General features: G+C 30.0%; 16 protein-coding genes. 11 read left to right on the top strand and 5 right to left on the bottom strand.

Going from position 1 to position 19,090, the window contains the following annotated elements; all coding sequences use genetic code 11:
* Positions 1–3 precede the first annotated feature (3 nt).
* The 5 genes from lpxA (at position 4) to fabG (ending at position 4,346) form a co-directional block, all read left to right on the top strand.
* Positions 4–789 carry an acyl-ACP--UDP-N-acetylglucosamine O-acyltransferase gene (gene lpxA, locus GQS58_RS15165; protein WP_166387431.1) on the top strand — a complete coding sequence of 262 codons (786 nt, stop codon included), beginning with the start codon at positions 4–6 and terminating at the stop codon, positions 787–789.
* A 95-nt stretch (positions 790–884) separates the two neighbouring features.
* Positions 885–1,451, top strand: coding sequence for an elongation factor P (efp, locus tag GQS58_RS15160; RefSeq protein ID WP_166387429.1), 567 nt, complete (start codon positions 885–887; stop codon positions 1,449–1,451).
* A 65-nt stretch (positions 1,452–1,516) separates the two neighbouring features.
* Positions 1,517–2,443: a UDP-3-O-(3-hydroxymyristoyl)glucosamine N-acyltransferase gene (locus tag GQS58_RS15155; protein WP_166387427.1), complete on the top strand. Its 927-nt coding sequence runs from the start codon at positions 1,517–1,519 to the stop codon at positions 2,441–2,443.
* Between the two features lie 171 nt (positions 2,444–2,614).
* Entirely contained in the window at positions 2,615–3,487 is an 873-nt protein-coding gene (gene sucD, locus GQS58_RS15150) for a succinate--CoA ligase subunit alpha (protein ID WP_166387424.1), read from the top strand.
* Between the two features lie 115 nt (positions 3,488–3,602).
* Entirely contained in the window at positions 3,603–4,346 is a 744-nt protein-coding gene (gene fabG, locus GQS58_RS15145; protein ID WP_165731136.1) for a 3-oxoacyl-[acyl-carrier-protein] reductase, read from the top strand.
* Positions 4,347–4,711: 365 nt separating this feature from the next.
* Here fabG and hxpB read toward each other — a convergent pair whose 3' ends face one another.
* On the bottom strand, positions 4,712–5,362 hold the full coding sequence (gene hxpB, locus GQS58_RS15140) for a hexitol phosphatase HxpB (RefSeq protein ID WP_166387422.1): 651 nt from the start codon (positions 5,360–5,362) through the stop codon (positions 4,712–4,714).
* Entirely contained in the window at positions 5,362–6,099 is a 738-nt protein-coding gene (locus GQS58_RS15135) for an NUDIX hydrolase (protein WP_166387420.1), read from the bottom strand. The genes hxpB and GQS58_RS15135 overlap by 1 nt, the downstream gene beginning before the upstream one ends.
* Before the next feature lie 303 nt (positions 6,100–6,402).
* On the opposite strand from GQS58_RS15135, the gene GQS58_RS15130 reads away from it, so the two are divergent.
* The 4 genes from GQS58_RS15130 to GQS58_RS15115 all read left to right on the top strand — a co-directional run bounded on the left by GQS58_RS15130 (position 6,403) and on the right by GQS58_RS15115 (position 11,462).
* Positions 6,403–7,263, top strand: coding sequence for a hypothetical protein (locus GQS58_RS15130; RefSeq protein WP_240914639.1), 861 nt, complete (start codon positions 6,403–6,405; stop codon positions 7,261–7,263).
* A gap of 85 nt (positions 7,264–7,348) precedes the next feature.
* Positions 7,349–9,064 (top strand): purine-cytosine permease family protein, encoded by a 1,716-nt coding sequence (locus GQS58_RS15125; RefSeq protein ID WP_166387418.1) that lies wholly within the window; start codon positions 7,349–7,351, stop codon positions 9,062–9,064.
* A 7-nt stretch (positions 9,065–9,071) separates the two neighbouring features.
* Complete coding sequence (locus GQS58_RS15120) at positions 9,072–10,571, top strand: mannitol dehydrogenase family protein (RefSeq protein WP_166387416.1); 1,500 nt, start codon at positions 9,072–9,074, stop codon at positions 10,569–10,571.
* Positions 10,572–11,462 (top strand): carbohydrate kinase family protein, encoded by an 891-nt coding sequence (locus tag GQS58_RS15115; protein ID WP_166387414.1) that lies wholly within the window; start codon positions 10,572–10,574, stop codon positions 11,460–11,462.
* A gap of 165 nt (positions 11,463–11,627) precedes the next feature.
* Here the strand turns inward: GQS58_RS15115 and GQS58_RS15110 are convergent, their stop codons facing one another.
* Positions 11,628–12,527, bottom strand: coding sequence for an EamA family transporter (locus GQS58_RS15110; protein ID WP_166387412.1), 900 nt, complete (start codon positions 12,525–12,527; stop codon positions 11,628–11,630).
* A 461-nt stretch (positions 12,528–12,988) separates the two neighbouring features.
* Here GQS58_RS15110 and GQS58_RS15105 point away from each other — a divergent pair, with 461 nt between their 5' ends.
* Positions 12,989–14,455 (top strand): circularly permuted type 2 ATP-grasp protein, encoded by a 1,467-nt coding sequence (locus tag GQS58_RS15105; RefSeq protein WP_166387410.1) that lies wholly within the window; start codon positions 12,989–12,991, stop codon positions 14,453–14,455.
* A gap of 6 nt (positions 14,456–14,461) precedes the next feature.
* Positions 14,462–15,475, top strand: a complete 1,014-nt coding sequence (locus GQS58_RS15100) for an alpha-E domain-containing protein (RefSeq protein WP_166387408.1) — start codon at positions 14,462–14,464, stop codon at positions 15,473–15,475.
* A gap of 106 nt (positions 15,476–15,581) precedes the next feature.
* Here the strand turns inward: GQS58_RS15100 and GQS58_RS15095 are convergent, their stop codons facing one another.
* Together GQS58_RS15095 and GQS58_RS15090 are read right to left on the bottom strand one after the other, a co-directional pair.
* Positions 15,582–16,502: a transglutaminase N-terminal domain-containing protein gene (locus GQS58_RS15095; protein WP_166387406.1), complete on the bottom strand. Its 921-nt coding sequence runs from the start codon at positions 16,500–16,502 to the stop codon at positions 15,582–15,584.
* Between the two features lies 1 nt (position 16,503).
* Positions 16,504–19,074 (bottom strand): circularly permuted type 2 ATP-grasp protein, encoded by a 2,571-nt coding sequence (locus tag GQS58_RS15090; protein WP_166387404.1) that lies wholly within the window; start codon positions 19,072–19,074, stop codon positions 16,504–16,506.
* Positions 19,075–19,090 lie beyond the last annotated feature (16 nt).

Below are 19,090 nucleotides of genomic sequence, written 5' to 3'. Positions count from 1 at the left end.
ACTATGAATCAACCTTTAGCGTATGTACATCCGCAAGCAAAAATAGCAAGAAACGTAGTAATAGAACCTTTTACTACCATTCATAATAACGTAACCATTGGTTCTGGAACTTGGATTGGATCTAACGTAACCATAATGGAAGGTGCTAAAATTGGTGAAAATTGTAGAATTTTTCCAGGAGCAGTAATTTCTGCAATTCCGCAAGATTTAAAATTTAATGATGAGGAAACTACTGTAGAAATTGGTAATAATGTTACTATTAGAGAATGTGTTACCATAAACAGAGGTACTTCAGATAGAATGAAAACCAAAATTGGAGACAATTGTTTAATTATGGCATATTGTCATATAGCACATGATACATTTGTTGGTGATAATTGTATTTTTTCTAACAATACAACCTTAGCAGGGCATGTTACTATTGGAGACAATGTTGTTTTAGCAGGTATGGTGGCAGTGCACCAGTTTGCATCTGTAGGAAATCACGCATTTGTAACAGGCGGTTCTTTGGTAAGAAAAGATGTTCCGCCATTTGTAAAAGCGGCAAGAGAGCCACTTTCTTATGTAGGGATTAATTCTGTAGGACTAAGAAGAAGAGGATTTACAACAGAAAAGATAAGAGAAGTTCAAGATATTTATAGAATTTTATTTCAAAAAAATTACAACACTACTCAGGCAATAAATATTATTGAAGCAGAAATGGAAGCAACTCCAGAACGCGATGAAATAGTACAATTTATTAAAGATTCGCATAGGGGAATTATGAAAGGGTATTTTAAAGCCAATTAATTTTCTATATTAAAAGTATCGTTTATAAAGCTTAAAACTAAAATTAACAAATATTGCCTACGGTAAATAGCTAAAGGCAAACAGCAAAATAAAATATGGCAACTACATCAGATATTAGAAACGGATTATGTATTAGATACAATAATGATATATACAAAATTATAGAATTCTTACATGTTAAACCTGGTAAAGGACCTGCATTTGTTAGAACAAAATTAAAAAGTGTTACCAACGGTAAAGTGGTTGATAATACTTTTCCTGCAGGAAGAAAAATTGATGACGTAAGAGTAGAAACCCATAAATTTCAGTTTTTATATCATGATGGTGAGTTTTACCATTTTATGAATGAAGCAGATTATACACAAATTCGTTTGTTAGAAGCAGCTTTAGATAACCCTGGTTTAATGAAAGAAGGAGAAATTGTAACAATTATCATCAATTCTGAAGATAATATGCCACTATCTGTAGATTTACCAGCAAGTGTAATTTTAGAAGTTACTCATGCAGAACCTGGTGTTAAAGGAAATACAGCTACAAATGCAACAAAACCTGCAACAGTAGAAACAGGAGCATCTGTAAATGTACCTTTATTTATTAACGAAGGAGATAAAATTAAGATAGAAACGACTAAAGGAACGTATCAAGAACGTATTAAAGAGTAATCACTATTGGCTTTTAGCTTTTGGCATTTCGCTAAGAGCTAAAAGCTAAAAGTTAAGAGCTAACAATGAAATTCAAAAATCCACAAACGCTTCAGCAAATAGCACAGCTAATAAATACAGAATTTATTGGTGATAAAAATTTTGAGATTTTAGGAATCAATGAAATTCATGTTGTAGAAAAAGGAGATATTGTTTTTGTTGATCATCCTAAGTACTATGACAAGGCGTTAAATTCTGCAGCAACTACAATTTTAATCAACAAAAAAGTAGAATGCCCAGAAGGAAAAGCTTTATTAATTTCAGACGATCCTTTTCGTGATTTTAATAAAATAACGAAGTATTTTAATCCATTTATAGCATCTAAAGTTGGTATTTCTGAAACTGCTATTATCGGAGAAAATACAATTATTCAACCAAATGTATTTATAGGAAACAATGTTACTGTTGGTAATAACTGTGTTATTCATCCAAATGTAACTATTTATGATAATGCTGTAATTGGTAATAATGTTACCATTCATGCAAATACAGTGTTAGGAGCAGATGCTTTTTATTATAAAAATAGACCAGAAGGATTTGATAAATTAATTTCTGGTGGTAGAGTCGTTTTAGAAGATAATGTAGATTTAGGTGCATCTTGTACTATAGATAAAGGTGTTACAGGAGATACTACTATTGGAAAAGGAACAAAAATTGACAATCAAGTTCATGTAGGTCATGATACTAAGATTGGGAAAAAATGTTTAATAGCTTCGCAAACAGGTATTGCTGGTTGTGTTATTATTGAAGATGAAGTAACAATTTGGGGACAAGTTGGTACAAATAGCGGAATTACCATAGGTAAAGGTGCTATAATTCTTGGTCAAACAGGAGTTACAAAATCTGTTGCAGGAGGAAAAAGTTATTTCGGAACTCCAGTTTCAGAATCAAGAGAAAAATTAAAAGAAATGGCAGAAATAAAACGTTTTTTAAAAGATAGAAAAAGTTCATAAATGTTTTTTACGAGAATTATAACTCGTAAAAACATTAAGATTGTCTTGTTCTAAAAAAATAGCGGTTAAAACATATAATTATTACTTTTTTATTAATAATAATTTGTTTGAATCCTTTTTTAGAAACTATCAATAAACTATTTTTGTGAAACAAAATAAAATATCAAACCAATGAGTGTTTTAGTAAATAAAAATTCAAAAATTATTGTTCAAGGTTTTACTGGTAGTGAAGGTACTTTTCACGCTGGTCAAATGATTGATTATGGAACGAATGTAGTTGGAGGGGTAACTCCAGGAAAAGGAGGTCAAGAGCATTTAGGAAAACCTGTTTTTAATACAGTAAAAGAATCTGTAGATGAAGTAGGAGCAGATACTTCTATTATTTTTGTACCACCAGCATTTGCTGCAGATGCAATTATGGAAGCTGCAGATGCAGGAATTAAAGTAATCATTTGTATTACAGAAGGAATTCCTACTGCAGATATGGTAAAAGTAAAAGCATACATCGATAATAGAGATTGTAGATTAATTGGCCCTAACTGTCCAGGTGTAATTACACCAGACGAAGCCAAAGTTGGTATTATGCCAGGTTTTATCTTTAAAAAAGGTAAAGTAGGTATTGTCTCTAAATCAGGAACTTTAACGTATGAAGCCGCAGATCAGGTTGTAAAACAAGGGTACGGAATTACTACTGCAATTGGTATTGGTGGAGATCCAATTATTGGAACTACAACAAAAGAAGCTGTTGAGTTATTAATGAATGATCCAGAAACAGAAGCAATTGTTATGATTGGTGAAATTGGTGGAAATCTTGAAGCTGAAGCTGCACAATGGATTAAAGCGGATGGAAATAGAAAACCAGTTGTTGGTTTTATAGCAGGTCAAACTGCACCAGCAGGAAGAACAATGGGACATGCAGGTGCAATTGTTGGTGGAGCTGATGATACAGCACAAGCAAAAATGAAAATTTTAGCAGAAAACGGAATTTATGTTGTGAGTTCTCCAGCTAAAATTGGTGAAATGATTGCAAAAGTTTTAAAATAAAAAACTAATTTTATCTGTAATATTCAGATATAATAAATATAAACTCGTAAAACATTTTTGTTTTACGAGTTTTTTTAATTTAGTATCTTTGCAGTCTTAAAAATAAAGACTTAATATGAAATTATTAGAAAATAAATCTGCTATCATTACAGGTGCAACAAGAGGTATTGGACGTGGAATTGCTATTGAATTTGCAAAACAAGGTGCAAATGTGGCTTTTACTTACAGTTCTTCTGTAGATGCAGCAAACGCTTTAGAAGAAGAATTAAAAGCATTTGGAGTTTCTGCAAAAGGATACCAATCTAATGCTGCAGATTTTGATGCTGCTCAAGAGTTAGCTAAAGAGGTTTTAAAAGAATTTGGTGCTATAGATATTTTAGTAAATAACGCAGGTATTACAAAAGACAACTTGTTAATGCGTATTTCTGAAGACGATTTTGACAAAGTAATTGAAGTAAATTTAAAATCGGTATTTAATTTAACCAAAGCAGTTATTCGCCCAATGATGAAACAAAGAGCGGGTTCTATTATTAATATGAGTTCTGTAGTTGGTATTAAAGGGAATGCTGGCCAAACTAATTATGCTGCTTCTAAAGCAGGTATTGTTGGTTTTTCTAAATCAGTTGCTTTAGAGTTAGGTTCTAGAAATATTAGAAGTAACGTAGTTGCTCCTGGTTTTATAGAAACAGAAATGACAGAAAAATTAGATGAAGCAACAGTGCAAAGTTGGAGAGATGGTATTCCTTTAAAAAGAGGAGGGCAGCCAATAGATATTGCAAATGCATGTGTGTTTTTAGCTTCTGATATGAGTGCTTATATTACAGGACAAACTTTATCTGTAGATGGAGGAATGAACTAAAGTAAACACTTTATAAATTATAAAAAAGCTTCAATATTTTATGTTGAAGCTTTTTTATGCTCTTATTTTAGGTAAGTCTATTTGGGGAATTGAAACTATTTTTATGGTGTTGGTTTGTTTTAATATTAAAATATTCTCTGTTGGGTTTAATAGTCACTAATTAATACCAATTTAATTTTATGATATCGCTAAAACAATTGAAAATTTAAACTTCTTCCTGAGCTTGTCGAAGGATATTCAGTAGCCAAACTAAAGTCTTCAACAAAGCTTATGTTGAGTAAAGGGCAAAGTGTTCAGACAGATATGTCATTTTTATTTATAAACAGTCAAAAACTTAAAGCGGCTTTAAATTGTTATAATGTCTGCTATGTAAGGTTTTTTAAATAATTAACAACATCTAGCATTGAAGTATAAATGTTATTGGCCAATGTAAACCTCGGGTCATCTTTGTCTTCAGGTATTACAATGGTGTTCATGCTTGCAGATTTTGCTGCAATTAAACCTGTTACACTATCTTCTAAAACCAAGCAACTTCCAGTAGGAACTTTTAATAATTTTGCTGCTTTCAGATAAATAGCCGGATGTGGTTTTCCGTATTCTTCATCGTCTGCACTACAAACTACTTTAAAATAAGAAGCAATATTCAATCTGTTAAAAACGGCATCGATAATAGGTTTGCTAGATGATGTTGCTAAGGCAATATTAAAGTTGTTTTTAGTTAAAAAATCTAACAACTCGAATAAACCTTTTTTTGCTTTTCCTTTTTCAGTAATTAATTGGACTACAGCCGCAATAATTTCTTTTTCTAATATTGGGGGATTTATAGATAATTGATGTAATTGACACCAAGTTAAGGCAACATCATCTATCCTTTTTCCCATCGTGTTTTTAATACAATCTTCTACAGTAATCGTAATATTGTAAGTAGATAAAATTTTTATTTGTGCTTGTCGCCAAAAAGGTTCAGAGTCTATAATAACTCCATCCATGTCAAAAATAAAAGTGTTTAATTTCATTAAATGTTGATTAAGTAATTTTTTTGAAACATTTTATTGTAGATATCCTTGCTAAACATATACAATTGTGCCGGTTTTTTAGAAACTCCAACTTGTTTTTCATCTAAAGGTACAAGATATTTCTTATTAATTAATTTTCTTCTAAAATTCCGATTATCTATTTCTATTGACAATATAGATTGATATAAATCTTGTACGTCATTTATGGTAAATTTATCTGGCAATAACTCAAAAATAATAGGTTCCTGCAAGCATTTGGTTTTTAAATCTTCATATGCTTCCAAAATGATTTGTTTATGATCAAAACCTAATTCTGGTAAATCGTTAATTGAAAACCATTGTGCCTTGTATTTATTATTTTCGATAGCAACATCTTCTGTTTTTAGTAAAAAATAATAAGCAATTGTAATGGTTCTTAAGTTAAATGCTTCATTTTTAATCCACAATAAATCTTTTTCATTCGTCAATCTATTTGGGTCACCAAAAGCTCTAAATTGTTTTTTATATAAATTGGTAAGTCCAGTTAATTCCTTTAATACTCTAGAAGCAGAGTCATCTAAGGTTTCATCTTCATAAACGTGATACCCTGTTAATACATAATCATCAACAAGTACTTTATTTTCAGACTTTGATTCTAAATATCGTTCTATTAATAAAACATTTAAAGATTTGGTATCTGTATCATATCCAAAAACAACACAATCTACTGATATATTTGATATTTTCTTGTTACTCATATTTGTATTTCTAATGTAAATTTAATCTTTTTTTTTAAATTATTTAAAATAAACGTATTTATAACGTATAATTTTTTTCTAATTAAGAAAATACTTTACTACTACCTTATAATGTGTTTTTACTGATAAAATTAGCTTTAGTAATATCAATTTAACATACATTCAAGCTAATATAGGATATTTTTTTGCTTTTTTATTAGTTTTTGTAATATTTTTTTATTTACATTTGCGTATCAAACGTCATTATGACGTTTTATTTTAAAGGTATCCTATTAAAATTTATAACTATTTAAAAGATAAGTAATGAGACAATTATCCAAAGAAAAGAAACCAGTAAGTTATTATCTTAAAAAGGGAAGTGTTTCTATCGTACTTTTAAATATATTTTTATTGATATCAGTACAACATACAATTGCTCAAAACGATTTAGTTAATGACGAATATCAATCTTTTAGTATTGGGGCACATGTTAAAAATATGCATTTATGGCATGGGAGTGTTGTGCATCCTGGAGCAATGATTGCTACGAGTTTAGAATACAATTCAAAAAACAAGAAATTTACTTTTGGTCTTTGGGGAGGCGCAAGTTTTTCTACGATAGATGTAGATAATTTTACAACAGGAAAAACAGAAAGTGCTTTTTATAAAGAAGTTTCTATTTATACCAAATATCGTTTTTCTGATCGTTTTTTTATAGAAGCAGTTTCTCATAACAATTACACAGGTGTAGAAGAAAGAGGAGATGAATTAAAATTTTGGAGTTATAATAAAACGCAAGGCTACAATTTTGTAGATATTAATTTTGGATACAATATAACATCAAATACATTATTATATTTAGCAACTATAATCAATGGTGGTTCAGGAGATTATGAAGTTCAAATAGATGGTAGCTTAAAGAATTCTTGGACACATTATTTTGAAGTGAATAGTAAAGTTTGGGAAAAAGGAGATGCTAGCTTAACTTTATTTACTGGTAGTGCTTGGTCTTTTGCTACAGATAAAACATTTTACACTGATAGTGCAGCTAATATTATAAATGTAGGAGCAACATTTAACAAAGATGTTAAAATAGGCAACTATAATTTACCAATTGGAGTTACTGCAATGTGGAATCCAGAACAAGCAAAAACAGTACTTCAATTAGATCTAACTTTATTTTAAGACATATATAATTACTTAATATTTACAACAGTATGTATAACATTATCACTAAAATTAAAAAGAACTAACTTTAAATAAACGTCATATGGAAACTCCCAATCAATATCAGCAGTTCGAAGACTTAGAAATAGAGCAATTACCAATTGCTAAAAATAAACTACATAATTGGACGCATTTTGCCGGTTTGTATGCTGCAGAACATGTTGCCGCCACAGAATTTGTAATTGGTGCAACGTTTGTTGCCTTAGGTGCAACTACTAAAGATATTATTTTAGGTTTATTGATAGGTAATATATTAGCGGTTTTAAGTTGGACGTTAATTACATCTCCAATTGCTGTAGATACTAGGTTGAGTTTGTACACGTATCTTAATAAAATAGCTGGAGACTCTATGACAAAGCTCTATAATTGGGCAAATGTTGTTATTTTTACAGTCATTTCTGCGGCAATGATAACCGTATCTTCTACAGCAGTTCGGTTTGCTTTTGATATTCCTGCACAACTAGATTGGTATCCAACTAATCTTTGGTTTGTTTTAATAGTTTTACTCGTTGGTATTGTTGTGGTTGCAATTGCTATATATGGTTTTACAGCGGTTTCTAAATTCTCGGCAATTTGTGCGCCTTGGTTATTTGTGATGTTTATTAGTGGTGCATTTATACTTTTACCAGCACTTTCTTTAGATGTTTTAGGTGAAACATTGCCAAATGGATGGACGGAACTTATAAATTTAGGAGATCAATCTATTTGGACGGGACTTAATAGTGACGGAGAACCTGGAATTGGTTTGTTAGAAGTTATCGGTTTTGCTTGGGCAGCGAATTCAATTACCCACTTTGGTCTTATTGATATGGCTTTATTTCGTTTTGCTAAAAAGAAATCTTACGGATTAACAACAAGTACAGGAATGATGTTTGGTCATTTTGTAGCGTGGATCTCTGCAGGAATAATGGGAGCTGGTGCAGCTGTTATTATTGGTAAATCTATCGTAGAATTAGATCCGGGAGATGTAGCTTATTATGCTTTAGGTTGGTCTGGTTTTGTAATTGTTATTGTTGCTGGTTGGACGACTGCTGTTGCCAATCTTTATAGAGCAGGTTTGGCTGCACAAGCTATTTTTACTAAAAATTCTAGAAAAAAGACAACTATAGTTGTTGGTTTGGTAACTATGGTGGTCGCTTGTTTTCCGTTTGTGTTTTCTCAAATGCTTCCGTTATTAACGTATGCAGGTTTATTAGTTGTACCAGTTGGTAGTATTGTTTTTGCAGAGCATCAAATTTTCCCTAAAATAGGGTATACGCGTTATTGGTCTCATTATCGTAATTTAACCTTTAGTACTCCTGCCATTGCTTCTTGGGCATTAGGATTGTTATTTGGTTTTGGTTTAAACATCTTAAACGTAATGTCTTTTTACTATTTATTTATACCAACTTGGATTTTTACAATACTTATTTATACTTTTTTAGCAGGACGTTATGGAGCTAAAGATAAATATCCAGAAGAAGAAGAAAAAGAGAGCGTAAGAAATACGCACATAGATGAATTTCAAGAAATAAAGGCACAAAAAGAAGTAGTACTTATAGTAGATACATCATTATTTACAAAGGTATTAAAAGGTATCTCATTACTTTCATTAGCAATAACCCTTGTGTTGGCCTGTATTGTGTTATTTGGTAGTGAAACAGAAAAAGTATATATAGCAAATAGAGAACTATTTTACACCTATGCATTTGTATGTACTGTAGTCTATTTTGTAACATCAATTTGGGCACTTAAAAGAGGTAATTCTTTAAATAAATAATAAAATCATGGAAAATATAATTAAATTAAATCAAAAGAATTTAGCAGAAATTAGTACTAAAATAACTTCTCCTACTTATAATAGAAGCGAAATTAAAACAGGTATTGTACATGTTGGTATTGGTGGTTTTCATAGATCACATGAAGCATTTTATACGGACTTATTATTAAAAGATGGTGCTCAGAAAGATTGGGGTATTTGTGGTGTTGCTTTGTTAGATTTTGATACCAAAATTTATAACATACTAAAAGAGCAAGACGGTTTATATACGTTGATTATAAAAGAATTAGATGGTTCGTTAACAAAACAAATTATCGGTTCTATGGTAGAAGTTTTATATGCACCAGAAAGTCCAATAAAAGTTATTGAAAAAATGGCGAGTGAAGATGTAAAAATCATCAGTTTAACCATTACAGAAGGAGGTTATAATTATAATGAAGCAACAGGAGAATTCAATTTTGAAAATCCTTTAATTCAGCACGATTTAGAAACTCCGAATGCGCCTAAAACTATTTTCGGATATTTAACACAAGCTTTAAAACTGCGTAAAGAGAATGGTTTAAAAGGTGTTACGATTCAATCTTGTGATAATATACAAGGAAACGGACACATGACAGAAAAAATGTTGTTAAGCTATGTAAAAGTAGCAGCACCAACTTTAGTATCTTGGATTGATGAAAATGTATCGTTTCCGAATGCAATGGTAGATAGAATTACACCAGCAACATCTGCATTAGATATCGAAAAATTAAAAGAAACTTCTGGTATTGATGATGGTTGGCCAGTAGTTTGTGAGCCTTTTAAGCAATGGGTTATTGAAGACGATTTTGCAGCTGGAAGACCTGCTTGGGAAAACGTTGGCGCTCAGTTTGTAAAAGATGTGGTACCGTATGAAAAAATGAAGTTAAGTTTACTAAATGCAGGTCATTCTGTATTAGGAATCTTAGGTGCATTATATGGTTATTCTACTATTGATGAAGCTGCAAATGATGCAGATATCAGTTCTTTTTTAAGAATATATATGGGGAATGAAGTTACACCAACTTTAGGAGATTTAGAAGGTGTGAATTTAAAAAATTATAAATTTTCATTAATCCAAAGATTCGGAAACACCTATATAAAAGATCAAATTGAAAGAATCTGTTCTGAGAGTTCTGCTAAAATTCCAATTTTTATTTTACCTACAGTTTATAATCAGTTAGAAAATAATAGAACTGTAAATCATGCTGCTTTTATCATTGCTGCTTTTGCTATTTATAGTGTTGGCGTAAATGAAAATGGGTCTCAATTAATGATTAAGGATGCTATGGAAGCAGTTTTAACTGAGAAAGCAATTTTATCAAGAAATAATCCAGCAGCCTTTTTAGAAATAGAGTCTATTTTTGGGCAACTTAAAGACTCTAAAACCTTTTTGGATGCTTATACAGATGCGTATCAGAATATTGTTAAAAACGGTATAGAGAAGTCTGTGAAAGATATTAATAGTACTATTTTAAATGAAATTTAGATGGCAAATATTACATGTTTTGGTGAAGTGCTTTGGGATGTGTTTCCAACGCATAAAAAAATAGGAGGAGCTCCTTTAAACGTTGCAGTAAGATTACAGTCTTTAGAAAATAATGTATATATAATCACTAAGGTTGGTGAAGATGATAATGGTCAAAAAATTAAGGATTTTATTAAAGAGAATAACGTTAATAAAGTAGCGTTACAAATAGATGAAGAACTAAAAACAGGAAAAGTAAAAGTTTTATTAGATGACAATGGTTGTGCTTCTTATGATATTATGTTTCCAAGAGCTTGGGATCAAATAGAATTAACAGAAAGTGCAAAGAAAATAGTAAAAGTTTCAGACGCTTTTGTTTATGGTAGTTTAGTGGCTAGAAATGAAGTGTCTAGAAATACATTATATGAACTTTTAAAAATAGCAAAATATAAAATTTTTGATGTAAATCTTAGGGCACCTTATTATAACATAGAGCGTTTAAGTTACTTGATGAATGAGGCTAGTTTTATCAAATTTAATGATGATGAAATTATTGAAATTTCAGAAGGATTAAATTTTAATTCAACTTCATTAGAAGAGAACATTCAATTTATAGCAGAAACTACAAATACAAAATCTATTTGTGTTACAAAAGGAGGTTCAGGAGCCATGCTTTATTATAATGATGTATTCTATTATAATGAAGGTTATAAAGTAAAAGTTATAGACACTGTTGGAGCAGGAGATTCTTTTTTAGCTTCTTTAATTAATAAACTATTAAAATATGTTGCGCCACAAGAAGCATTAGATTTTGCTTGTGCTGTAGGTGCAATAGTGGCAAGTAGTGAAGGTGCAAATCCTGAAATTAAAGAAAGTGATATTCTAGATTTTATGAAGCAAAAGACTTTGTAAAAATAAAATGCTTTATATATGAAAAGAAGTTGTCTAAAAAGAGTTAAATCTTGAGATACTGAACTTGTTTCAGTATCTCAACTTACTGAAATCCAAAACTCATAAGAATCTGAAATAAATTCAGATTGACAAAAAAACTACTTTTTAGACAACCTCTTTTTTTGTTTAAGAATACAAAATTAAGAATACACCCAACATAATTCCGAATAAAGGAACCAGTTTTTTACGCTTATTTTGTTCCTTAAAAATAAGTCCTCCAACTACAACGGCAATTATAATCTGACTCCTTTTTATAGCCGATAATAGCATAATTAAAGCATCAGGATCTTGTAGAGCTTTAAAATAAAAATAATCTGCTGTTTGTAATAAAACACCTACTGCTGGTATAGACCATCGCCATTTAAAGGCTTTTCTTTTATCAGCATAAGGAAACCAAGTGATCGATAAAATAATAAACAAAATTAGAATTGTGTAAAAGCAAAACCAAAATTGTAATGTTTGTGGGTTTAATGTTAAAGTCTGAATTAAAAACTTATCATACAAACCACTAGAAGCACCTAAAAAGGTTGCACCAATAATGGCAAAAATCCATTTATTTCTTTTAAAGTTGATACCCTCTTTTTTTCCTATTTTAGAATACAATAAGACCGATAGTATAATAAGGAAGAAACCAATCCATTGCAATGAGTTTGGTTTTTCATCATAAATTAAAATGGCACCTATAAAGGTAAAAAAAGGTCCTGCAGATCTTATGGGAGTAACAATTGTTATTGGTAAATGTTTTAATGCTTGGTAAGCCAAAACCCAAGAGGCAGCCATAATCATCGATTTTATAAAAATAAACCCATGTGTACTCCATGGAATACTATTGATATAAAAGCCTATTTTTTCCATGTATTCAGGGTTCCAAACAGAACCTAAATAGAAAGGAAGTATCAATAAAAAACCAGCAGAAATTGTTCCTAATAAAACAGGAAATACTTCATTGCCTTGTACGGCATGTTTTTTACATAAATTGTGTAATCCTAAAAATAAAGCCGCTAAAAGTCCTAAGTACATCCACATAATGCGCGCGAAGATACTAGAATGAAAAAAATACGAGACTTTTAATCGTTGTTATTTTATTTAAAAGACAGAAAATGTATTTAATTAGTTGATATATATTATTTTAATTAAGGTTATAAAAATGATGCCTTTTAATTTATTTTATTAATAATACCTTTTATTTCTCTTTTAGAATAAATAGTGTTACCTTTTGTAGGTGTTTAAAGGAAACATATAAAAAAGTAATTTATCTTTTTAATGTAGCTTTTAATCATTTTTATAATTCATTTAATTTTTTTGACTAAAAATAGGAGAGGAATTAAATTTTAAAAATTATTTAATTAAAAATATGATAATGAATTTTTACGATTACTGTAATTAATTAAACGAAATAAAATTATTATTACAATAACCACAACATATTTTAAAAATGATTGCTTTTTTCATAAAAGTAATTTATATTTACTAAAAAATTATAAGATTTGAAAGAAACTACAACATTACCGCTATTTTCAACTTACGAATTAGATTCCAGATTTTATGATGAGCTTTTTAAGAAAAATAATGAAATAAGAGAGGTTTATAAAACCTTATATAATTTGTTTGGTTCTTATTCTGTTACAGAGTTTGATCGTTTAAATAAGCAAGCAAAAGATTCTTTTTTTAATCTAGGAATTACATTTCAGGTATATGGAGATAAGGAGGTAAAAGAGAAAATTTTCCCTTTTGATTTATTTCCAAGAATTATTAATAATGAAGAATGGACTACCATAGAAAAAGGAGTTTTACAGAGAAGTAAAGCTTTAAATCTTTTCCTTTGGGATGTTTATCATGATCAAAAAATTATAAAACAAGGTATTGTACCGGAAGATTTAATAAAGTCATCTGCCAATTTTTTACCAGAAATGATAGGTTTAGATCCTCCTGGAGGCATTTATAATCATATTTCGGGTACAGATTTAATAAAACATTCAGATGGTAAATATTATGTATTAGAAGATAATATTAGATGCCCTTCTGGTGTTAGTTATGTTATTGGGAACAGAAATGCTGTAAAACATGCATTGTTTGGTGTTTTTAATCAATATAACGCACATACGGTTGTAGATTATGGTTCTAAGTTATTAGATACTATGGAATCTGTAAAACCAAACGGAGTAGATGCTCCTGTTTGTGTTATTATTACACCTGGCGTTTATAATTCTGCTTATTACGAGCATTCATTTCTTGCAAAACAAATGGGAGTTGTTTTAGTAGAAGGAAGAGATTTATTTGTAGAAAATGGTTTTGTGTATATGAGAACTATTTATGGACCAGAAAAAGTAGATGTTATTTACAGAAGAGTAGATGATTTATTTATAGATCCTTTAGTCTTTAAAAAAGATTCTATGTTGGGCGTTCCTGGTTTATTTTCTGTGTATCAAAAAGGAAATGTTACTTTGGTAAATGCTCCTGGTACAGGTGTTGCAGATGATAAAGCTGTGTATACCTATATGCCAGAAATTATTAAATATTATTTAGATGAAGAACCAATTCTAAATAACGTACATACCTACCATTGTAGTAGAAAAGATGAGTTAAAATATGTGTTAGAAAACATTGATAAATTGGTTGTAAAACCTGTAGATGAATCTGGTGGATATGGAATCTCTATTGGAAGTAAACTAACAAAAGAAGAAATAGAAACTGTTAAGAAAACAATTTTAGCAGCACCTAGAAAATACATTGCTCAGCCTATAATGTCATTATCTACACACCCAACGTATATAGATGAAAATGAGTCTTTCGAATCTAGACACGTAGATTTAAGAACGTTTACTTTATTAGGAAAAGATACCGATTTTGTCTTAAAAGGAGGCTTGTCTAGAGTTGCGCTTAAAAAAGGAAATTTAATAGTAAATTCATCTCAAGGTGGAGGCTCAAAAGACACTTGGGTTTTAAAAAAATAAAGAAATATGTTAGCAAGAGTAGCCAATAACCTTTTTTGGATGGGAAGATATATTGAACGTTCAGAGCACTTGGCAAGGTTTTTAAACGTCAATTACTTTTCTTCTTTAGATGCACCAGATGAATTATCTCAATCTAGACAATTTGTATTAAGATCTGTAATGTACATGTCTGCAAACGAAATTATAGATGCAGATATTACATTAGAAGAAGAAGCTGTTTTATTTAATGTTGGTCTAAATTTAGAGCAACCGTATTCTATTGTAAATACCTTTATTAATGCGCATGAAAATGCAAGAAGCTCTAGAGATTTAATTTCTACAGAATTATTTGAATGTATCAATAGAATTAATCATAGTTTTAAAGGATATCCAATTGAAAAATTTGTAAAAAGCGGTTTGTATGAGTTTACTTCTATGGTAACGCAATCTGCTTCAGAAGTAAGAAGTAAAATTAAAGGTACGCTTTTGCATGATGAAGTATACGCCATTATTATGTTAGGTGTATATTTAGAAAGAGCAATACAAGTATCAAGAATTATTAATTCTAAATTAAGTGATGTTGCGGCAGCTAAAGAAATTTATGGAGACGTTATAGATGGTAGTTACCAATGGTCAACGCTTTTAAAATGTGTATCTACACATGATATGATGCGTAGTTTCTATAAAAAAACACCTTCTAGAAAAACTACATTAGAGTTTATTATTTTAAACGGAAAATGCCCAAGATCTATAAAAAGTTGTTTGTATCAAATTTACAAATACATCTGTATTATTTCTAAAAACAGACAAATAAAAGATGATTCTGCGGCTTTTTTAATTGGTAAAATGAAGGCTGATTTTGAGTATAAACTTATTACTGATATTGAAGATAATATAGAAGAATTTATTGCAGATTTAATTGAACATTTAGTTTTAATTGCTGATAAACTAGAAGAGAATTACTTTAATATTTCAGATGCTATAATTAAACCAGATGTTAAAGTGGCTCCTGAAGTAAAAAAACAAACTCAAAAGCAATAAATCTCACAAAAGAAATAATTGTCTATTTAAGTGAATAATTTAAAACAATAAACCTCAAAGTTTTTAAATGCTTTGAGGTTTTATTTAGTTTTATTTTTTTTAAAGTTTAAGACTGACTCTGGCTTTGACTTTGATGATTTTTGGCAGGTCTTAAATCTACAGCTACATCCATTTTACTTTTACCAGTACTATAAATAACTCCTTTTAATGGCGGAACATCATAATAATCTCTACCGTGAGCAACAACTATATGTTGGTTTTTTGGTATTTGGTTGTTGGTTGGGTCAAAATCTATCCAACCTAAAGTTGGGATAAACACAGAAAACCAAGCATGAGAAGCATCTGTACCAATCAGTTTTTCTTTTCCTTCTGGTGGTAGTGTTTCTATATATCCACTAACATATCTGGCAGGTAATCCCATAGACCTAACACAAGCAATGGCTATTTGAGCAAAATCTTGACAAACACCTTTTTTCTCTTTCATGACTACTTTTAATGGCGTTGCAATGTTTGTAAAGCCAGAAACAAAATCGAAATCTGTAAAAATTCGTTGCATTAACTCGTAAGAAGCTTCATACAAAGATCTTTCTGGTTTAAAAGAAACCAATGCATATTCTTTAATTACAGCACTCATATCCGAAATTAAAGGAGATCCTAAAACAAATTGTCTCGCTTCAATAATGTCTGGTTGTGTTCCTTTTAATAATTTAAGCGCTTCTTCTATAGTAACTTTTTTTCCTTCAGTTAAATTTTGTCCTTCTATTTGTATATCATAATCTCTAGAAACTTTACTACGTGCAATAACAACTAGTTCTTCATGACTTTGCTGAATAGAAAAACGAGTAACCGTATTTCCAAAAAAATCGAGTCTTTCTGAAATATCAGTAGGTTCTGGACTAATTTCTAACGCATACTCTAAAACAGTTTGTCCTTTAAAACTTTTAGGCTTTAAAGTGGTTATATTATGACAAAAGGAAGCACCGTTTTCATAACTATATTTTGTTTTGTGCCAAAGATCAAAAATCATATTAATTAGAAATTTTTCTATCTACCAACTGTTTTTGTTGCTGAGAGTGGTTAAAGTAAGTGTCTGAAACAGATAAAGATGTTAAGTGTAATAAATCACTTAAATCAGACAGTAAGTTGTCTAACTTTTTACGCATATTAGATGCTTCATCAATTTCTAGAATTTCTTCTAGCGATAAACTTTCAATTTTTTGAATTACCGTATTAATGTTTTTTTGACAAATAGTCATTTCTACAGATGTACTTGTATTCGGTAACTTATCAATATCTTTCTTAATCCTTTTTACTTGATACATTAAAGATCTAGAATATTCTTTATCTAAAAGTAATAACTTTAAGACGTTTTCTATACTTAGATAAGACTTGTAACTGTATCTATAAATGTTTAAACTTTCGTGACTATTTAAAAGTGATTCTAAAACTTCATACTCTAATTCCTCATTATAATTTACAATAATTAAAGACCTAAATTTCTCTATAGTCATAGATGCTTGTTCTATTTGCAAACCAATAAAGTAGAGTAGAAGTCCTTGTCTTACTAATATACTTTCTTCTGACAAAGCCATAAAAGCAATCAATCTTGTAATTATTTTATCAAAGAACTTAGATAAAGTAGAAATAGTGTAAACCTTTTCTTCTTTAAGTTTTGTAAGTTGTTTCTGAATTCCATCAAAAACACGCCACATATCTTTAGACCATAGGTTTCTAAGAGAATAATAAGAGTTGTTAAAACTCTGCATAGATTGCGCAAAACCTCCAATTCTTTGGTTATCTAAAGTAAGCGACTTTAATTCTTTAAGAGGATTCTTTAATGCTTCTTCTTCATTTTCTCCTGTAAAACCAGGAAACGTAGAAGTAATGTTTGTAATAGATTGAAATAATATTTTTAAACTTTCAGATTCAGATTTTCTTTCATCATTATATTGTACATGCGTCATTTGGTTTAAAACCATACGTAAATACCTTGCTGTAAATAAAGTTCGACCCAAATATCTACCAGACCAATATAGGTTTTCGGCAGTATTACTAGGTACGTCATTAATACTTTCTGCCTGATTGGAAACACTTTTATTCCAAGAATAGTTTTGTAAGTAATTTTGTTTTTTATCACTAACAATCCAAAAATCTTTACTAGTTCCTCCTCGCTGATTAGATACAAAAAGCTCTTCACGTTCTGTGGCAACTCTAACTAAACCACCAGGCATAACGCTATAACTATCTTGTTTTGCTATAGAAAAAGTCCTACACACAATTTTACGAGGTTCTAATTTATCATCAATAAAATTAGGAGCTGTAGAAAAAGATATTTTTTCTTGTGCTACAAATCTATTTGGGTTTTCTAAAATTTCTTCTTTTAGTTCCTTTAATTCTTCTTTGCTTAAAAACTCACAAAAATAGATATGTTCTCTATGTGATCTGTCTATTCTTTTTACTACATAAGAAGGTAAATCTTCTAAAACATGTTTTCTTTCTTTTTCTTGTCCGCACCACCAAGAAGCAATTTGAGGTAGAATTAACTTTTCTTTTAAGAAAAATTTGCAAATATTCTCCATAAACGGAATTAAAGCAGGGTTTTCTAAAACACCACTTCCAATAGGGTTTACGATAGCAACGTTCTGTAAACGAACCACTTCTAATAAACCAGCAACTCCTAAATAAGAATCTTCTCTTAATTCTAGAGGATCCATAAAGCTATCGTCTACACGTCTTAAAATAACATCAACTTGTTTTAATCCTTTTAAAGATTTTAACCAAACCTTACCATGTCTTACTACTAAATCATTCCCTTTTACCAAAGGATGACCTAAAAATGAAGACAAATAAGAATGTTCGAAATAGGTTTCATTATGTGGACCAGGTGTTAAAATAACCACCATTGGGTTCTCTGTATTAGACGGAGCTACACTCAATAATAATTTGTTAAAATCATTAAAAAAAGTAGAAGGTTGTCTAACGTTTACATGCTTATATATTTCAGGAATAATTTTAGTTGTAGAAAATCTATTTTCTAAAGCATATCCCATTCCCGAAGGCGCCTGTGTTCTATCATTTACAACCCACATACGTCCATCCGGACCTCTAGCTAAATCTACAGCATGTACCAGTAATTGTTTTGCTGTTTTATATTCAATTTGATCACAAGAACGTAAAAAACCACGATGCGCGTAAATTACTTCGGGCGGAATAATTCCGTTTTTAAGCAATTCACGTTTCCCGTATAAATCTTTTAAAATAAGGTTTAATATTTCAGATCTTTGTTGAATTCCTTTTTCAATTTCGCTCCATTCTTTCTGATGAATTATAAACGGAACTACGTTTAAATTCCAAGGTCTATTTAATCCTTTAGGATCGTTATATACATTATAGGTAACACCATTTTCTGCCAATAACCAATCTATATCAACTTGTTTAGAAGCTAATTTTTTAGGTCCAATTTTTTGTAAATTGTCTAATAAAACTTTCCAATCTGATGTGTCTTCCATTTTAGAGATTAATAATTCATCATATTTACTTTTATTTAAAAAATAATCGTGTAAGATTGTTTTTTCTATCTGGTTTTCTTCTATCGTCATATTTCATGCTACCTAT

This window comes from Polaribacter sp. 11A2H, from assembly GCF_011379025.1.
Taxonomy (GTDB): Bacteria; Bacteroidota; Bacteroidia; order Flavobacteriales; family Flavobacteriaceae; genus Polaribacter.
The sequence above is the reverse complement of the archived record's forward strand: the minus strand, read 5'-3'. Positions and strand labels throughout refer to the sequence as shown.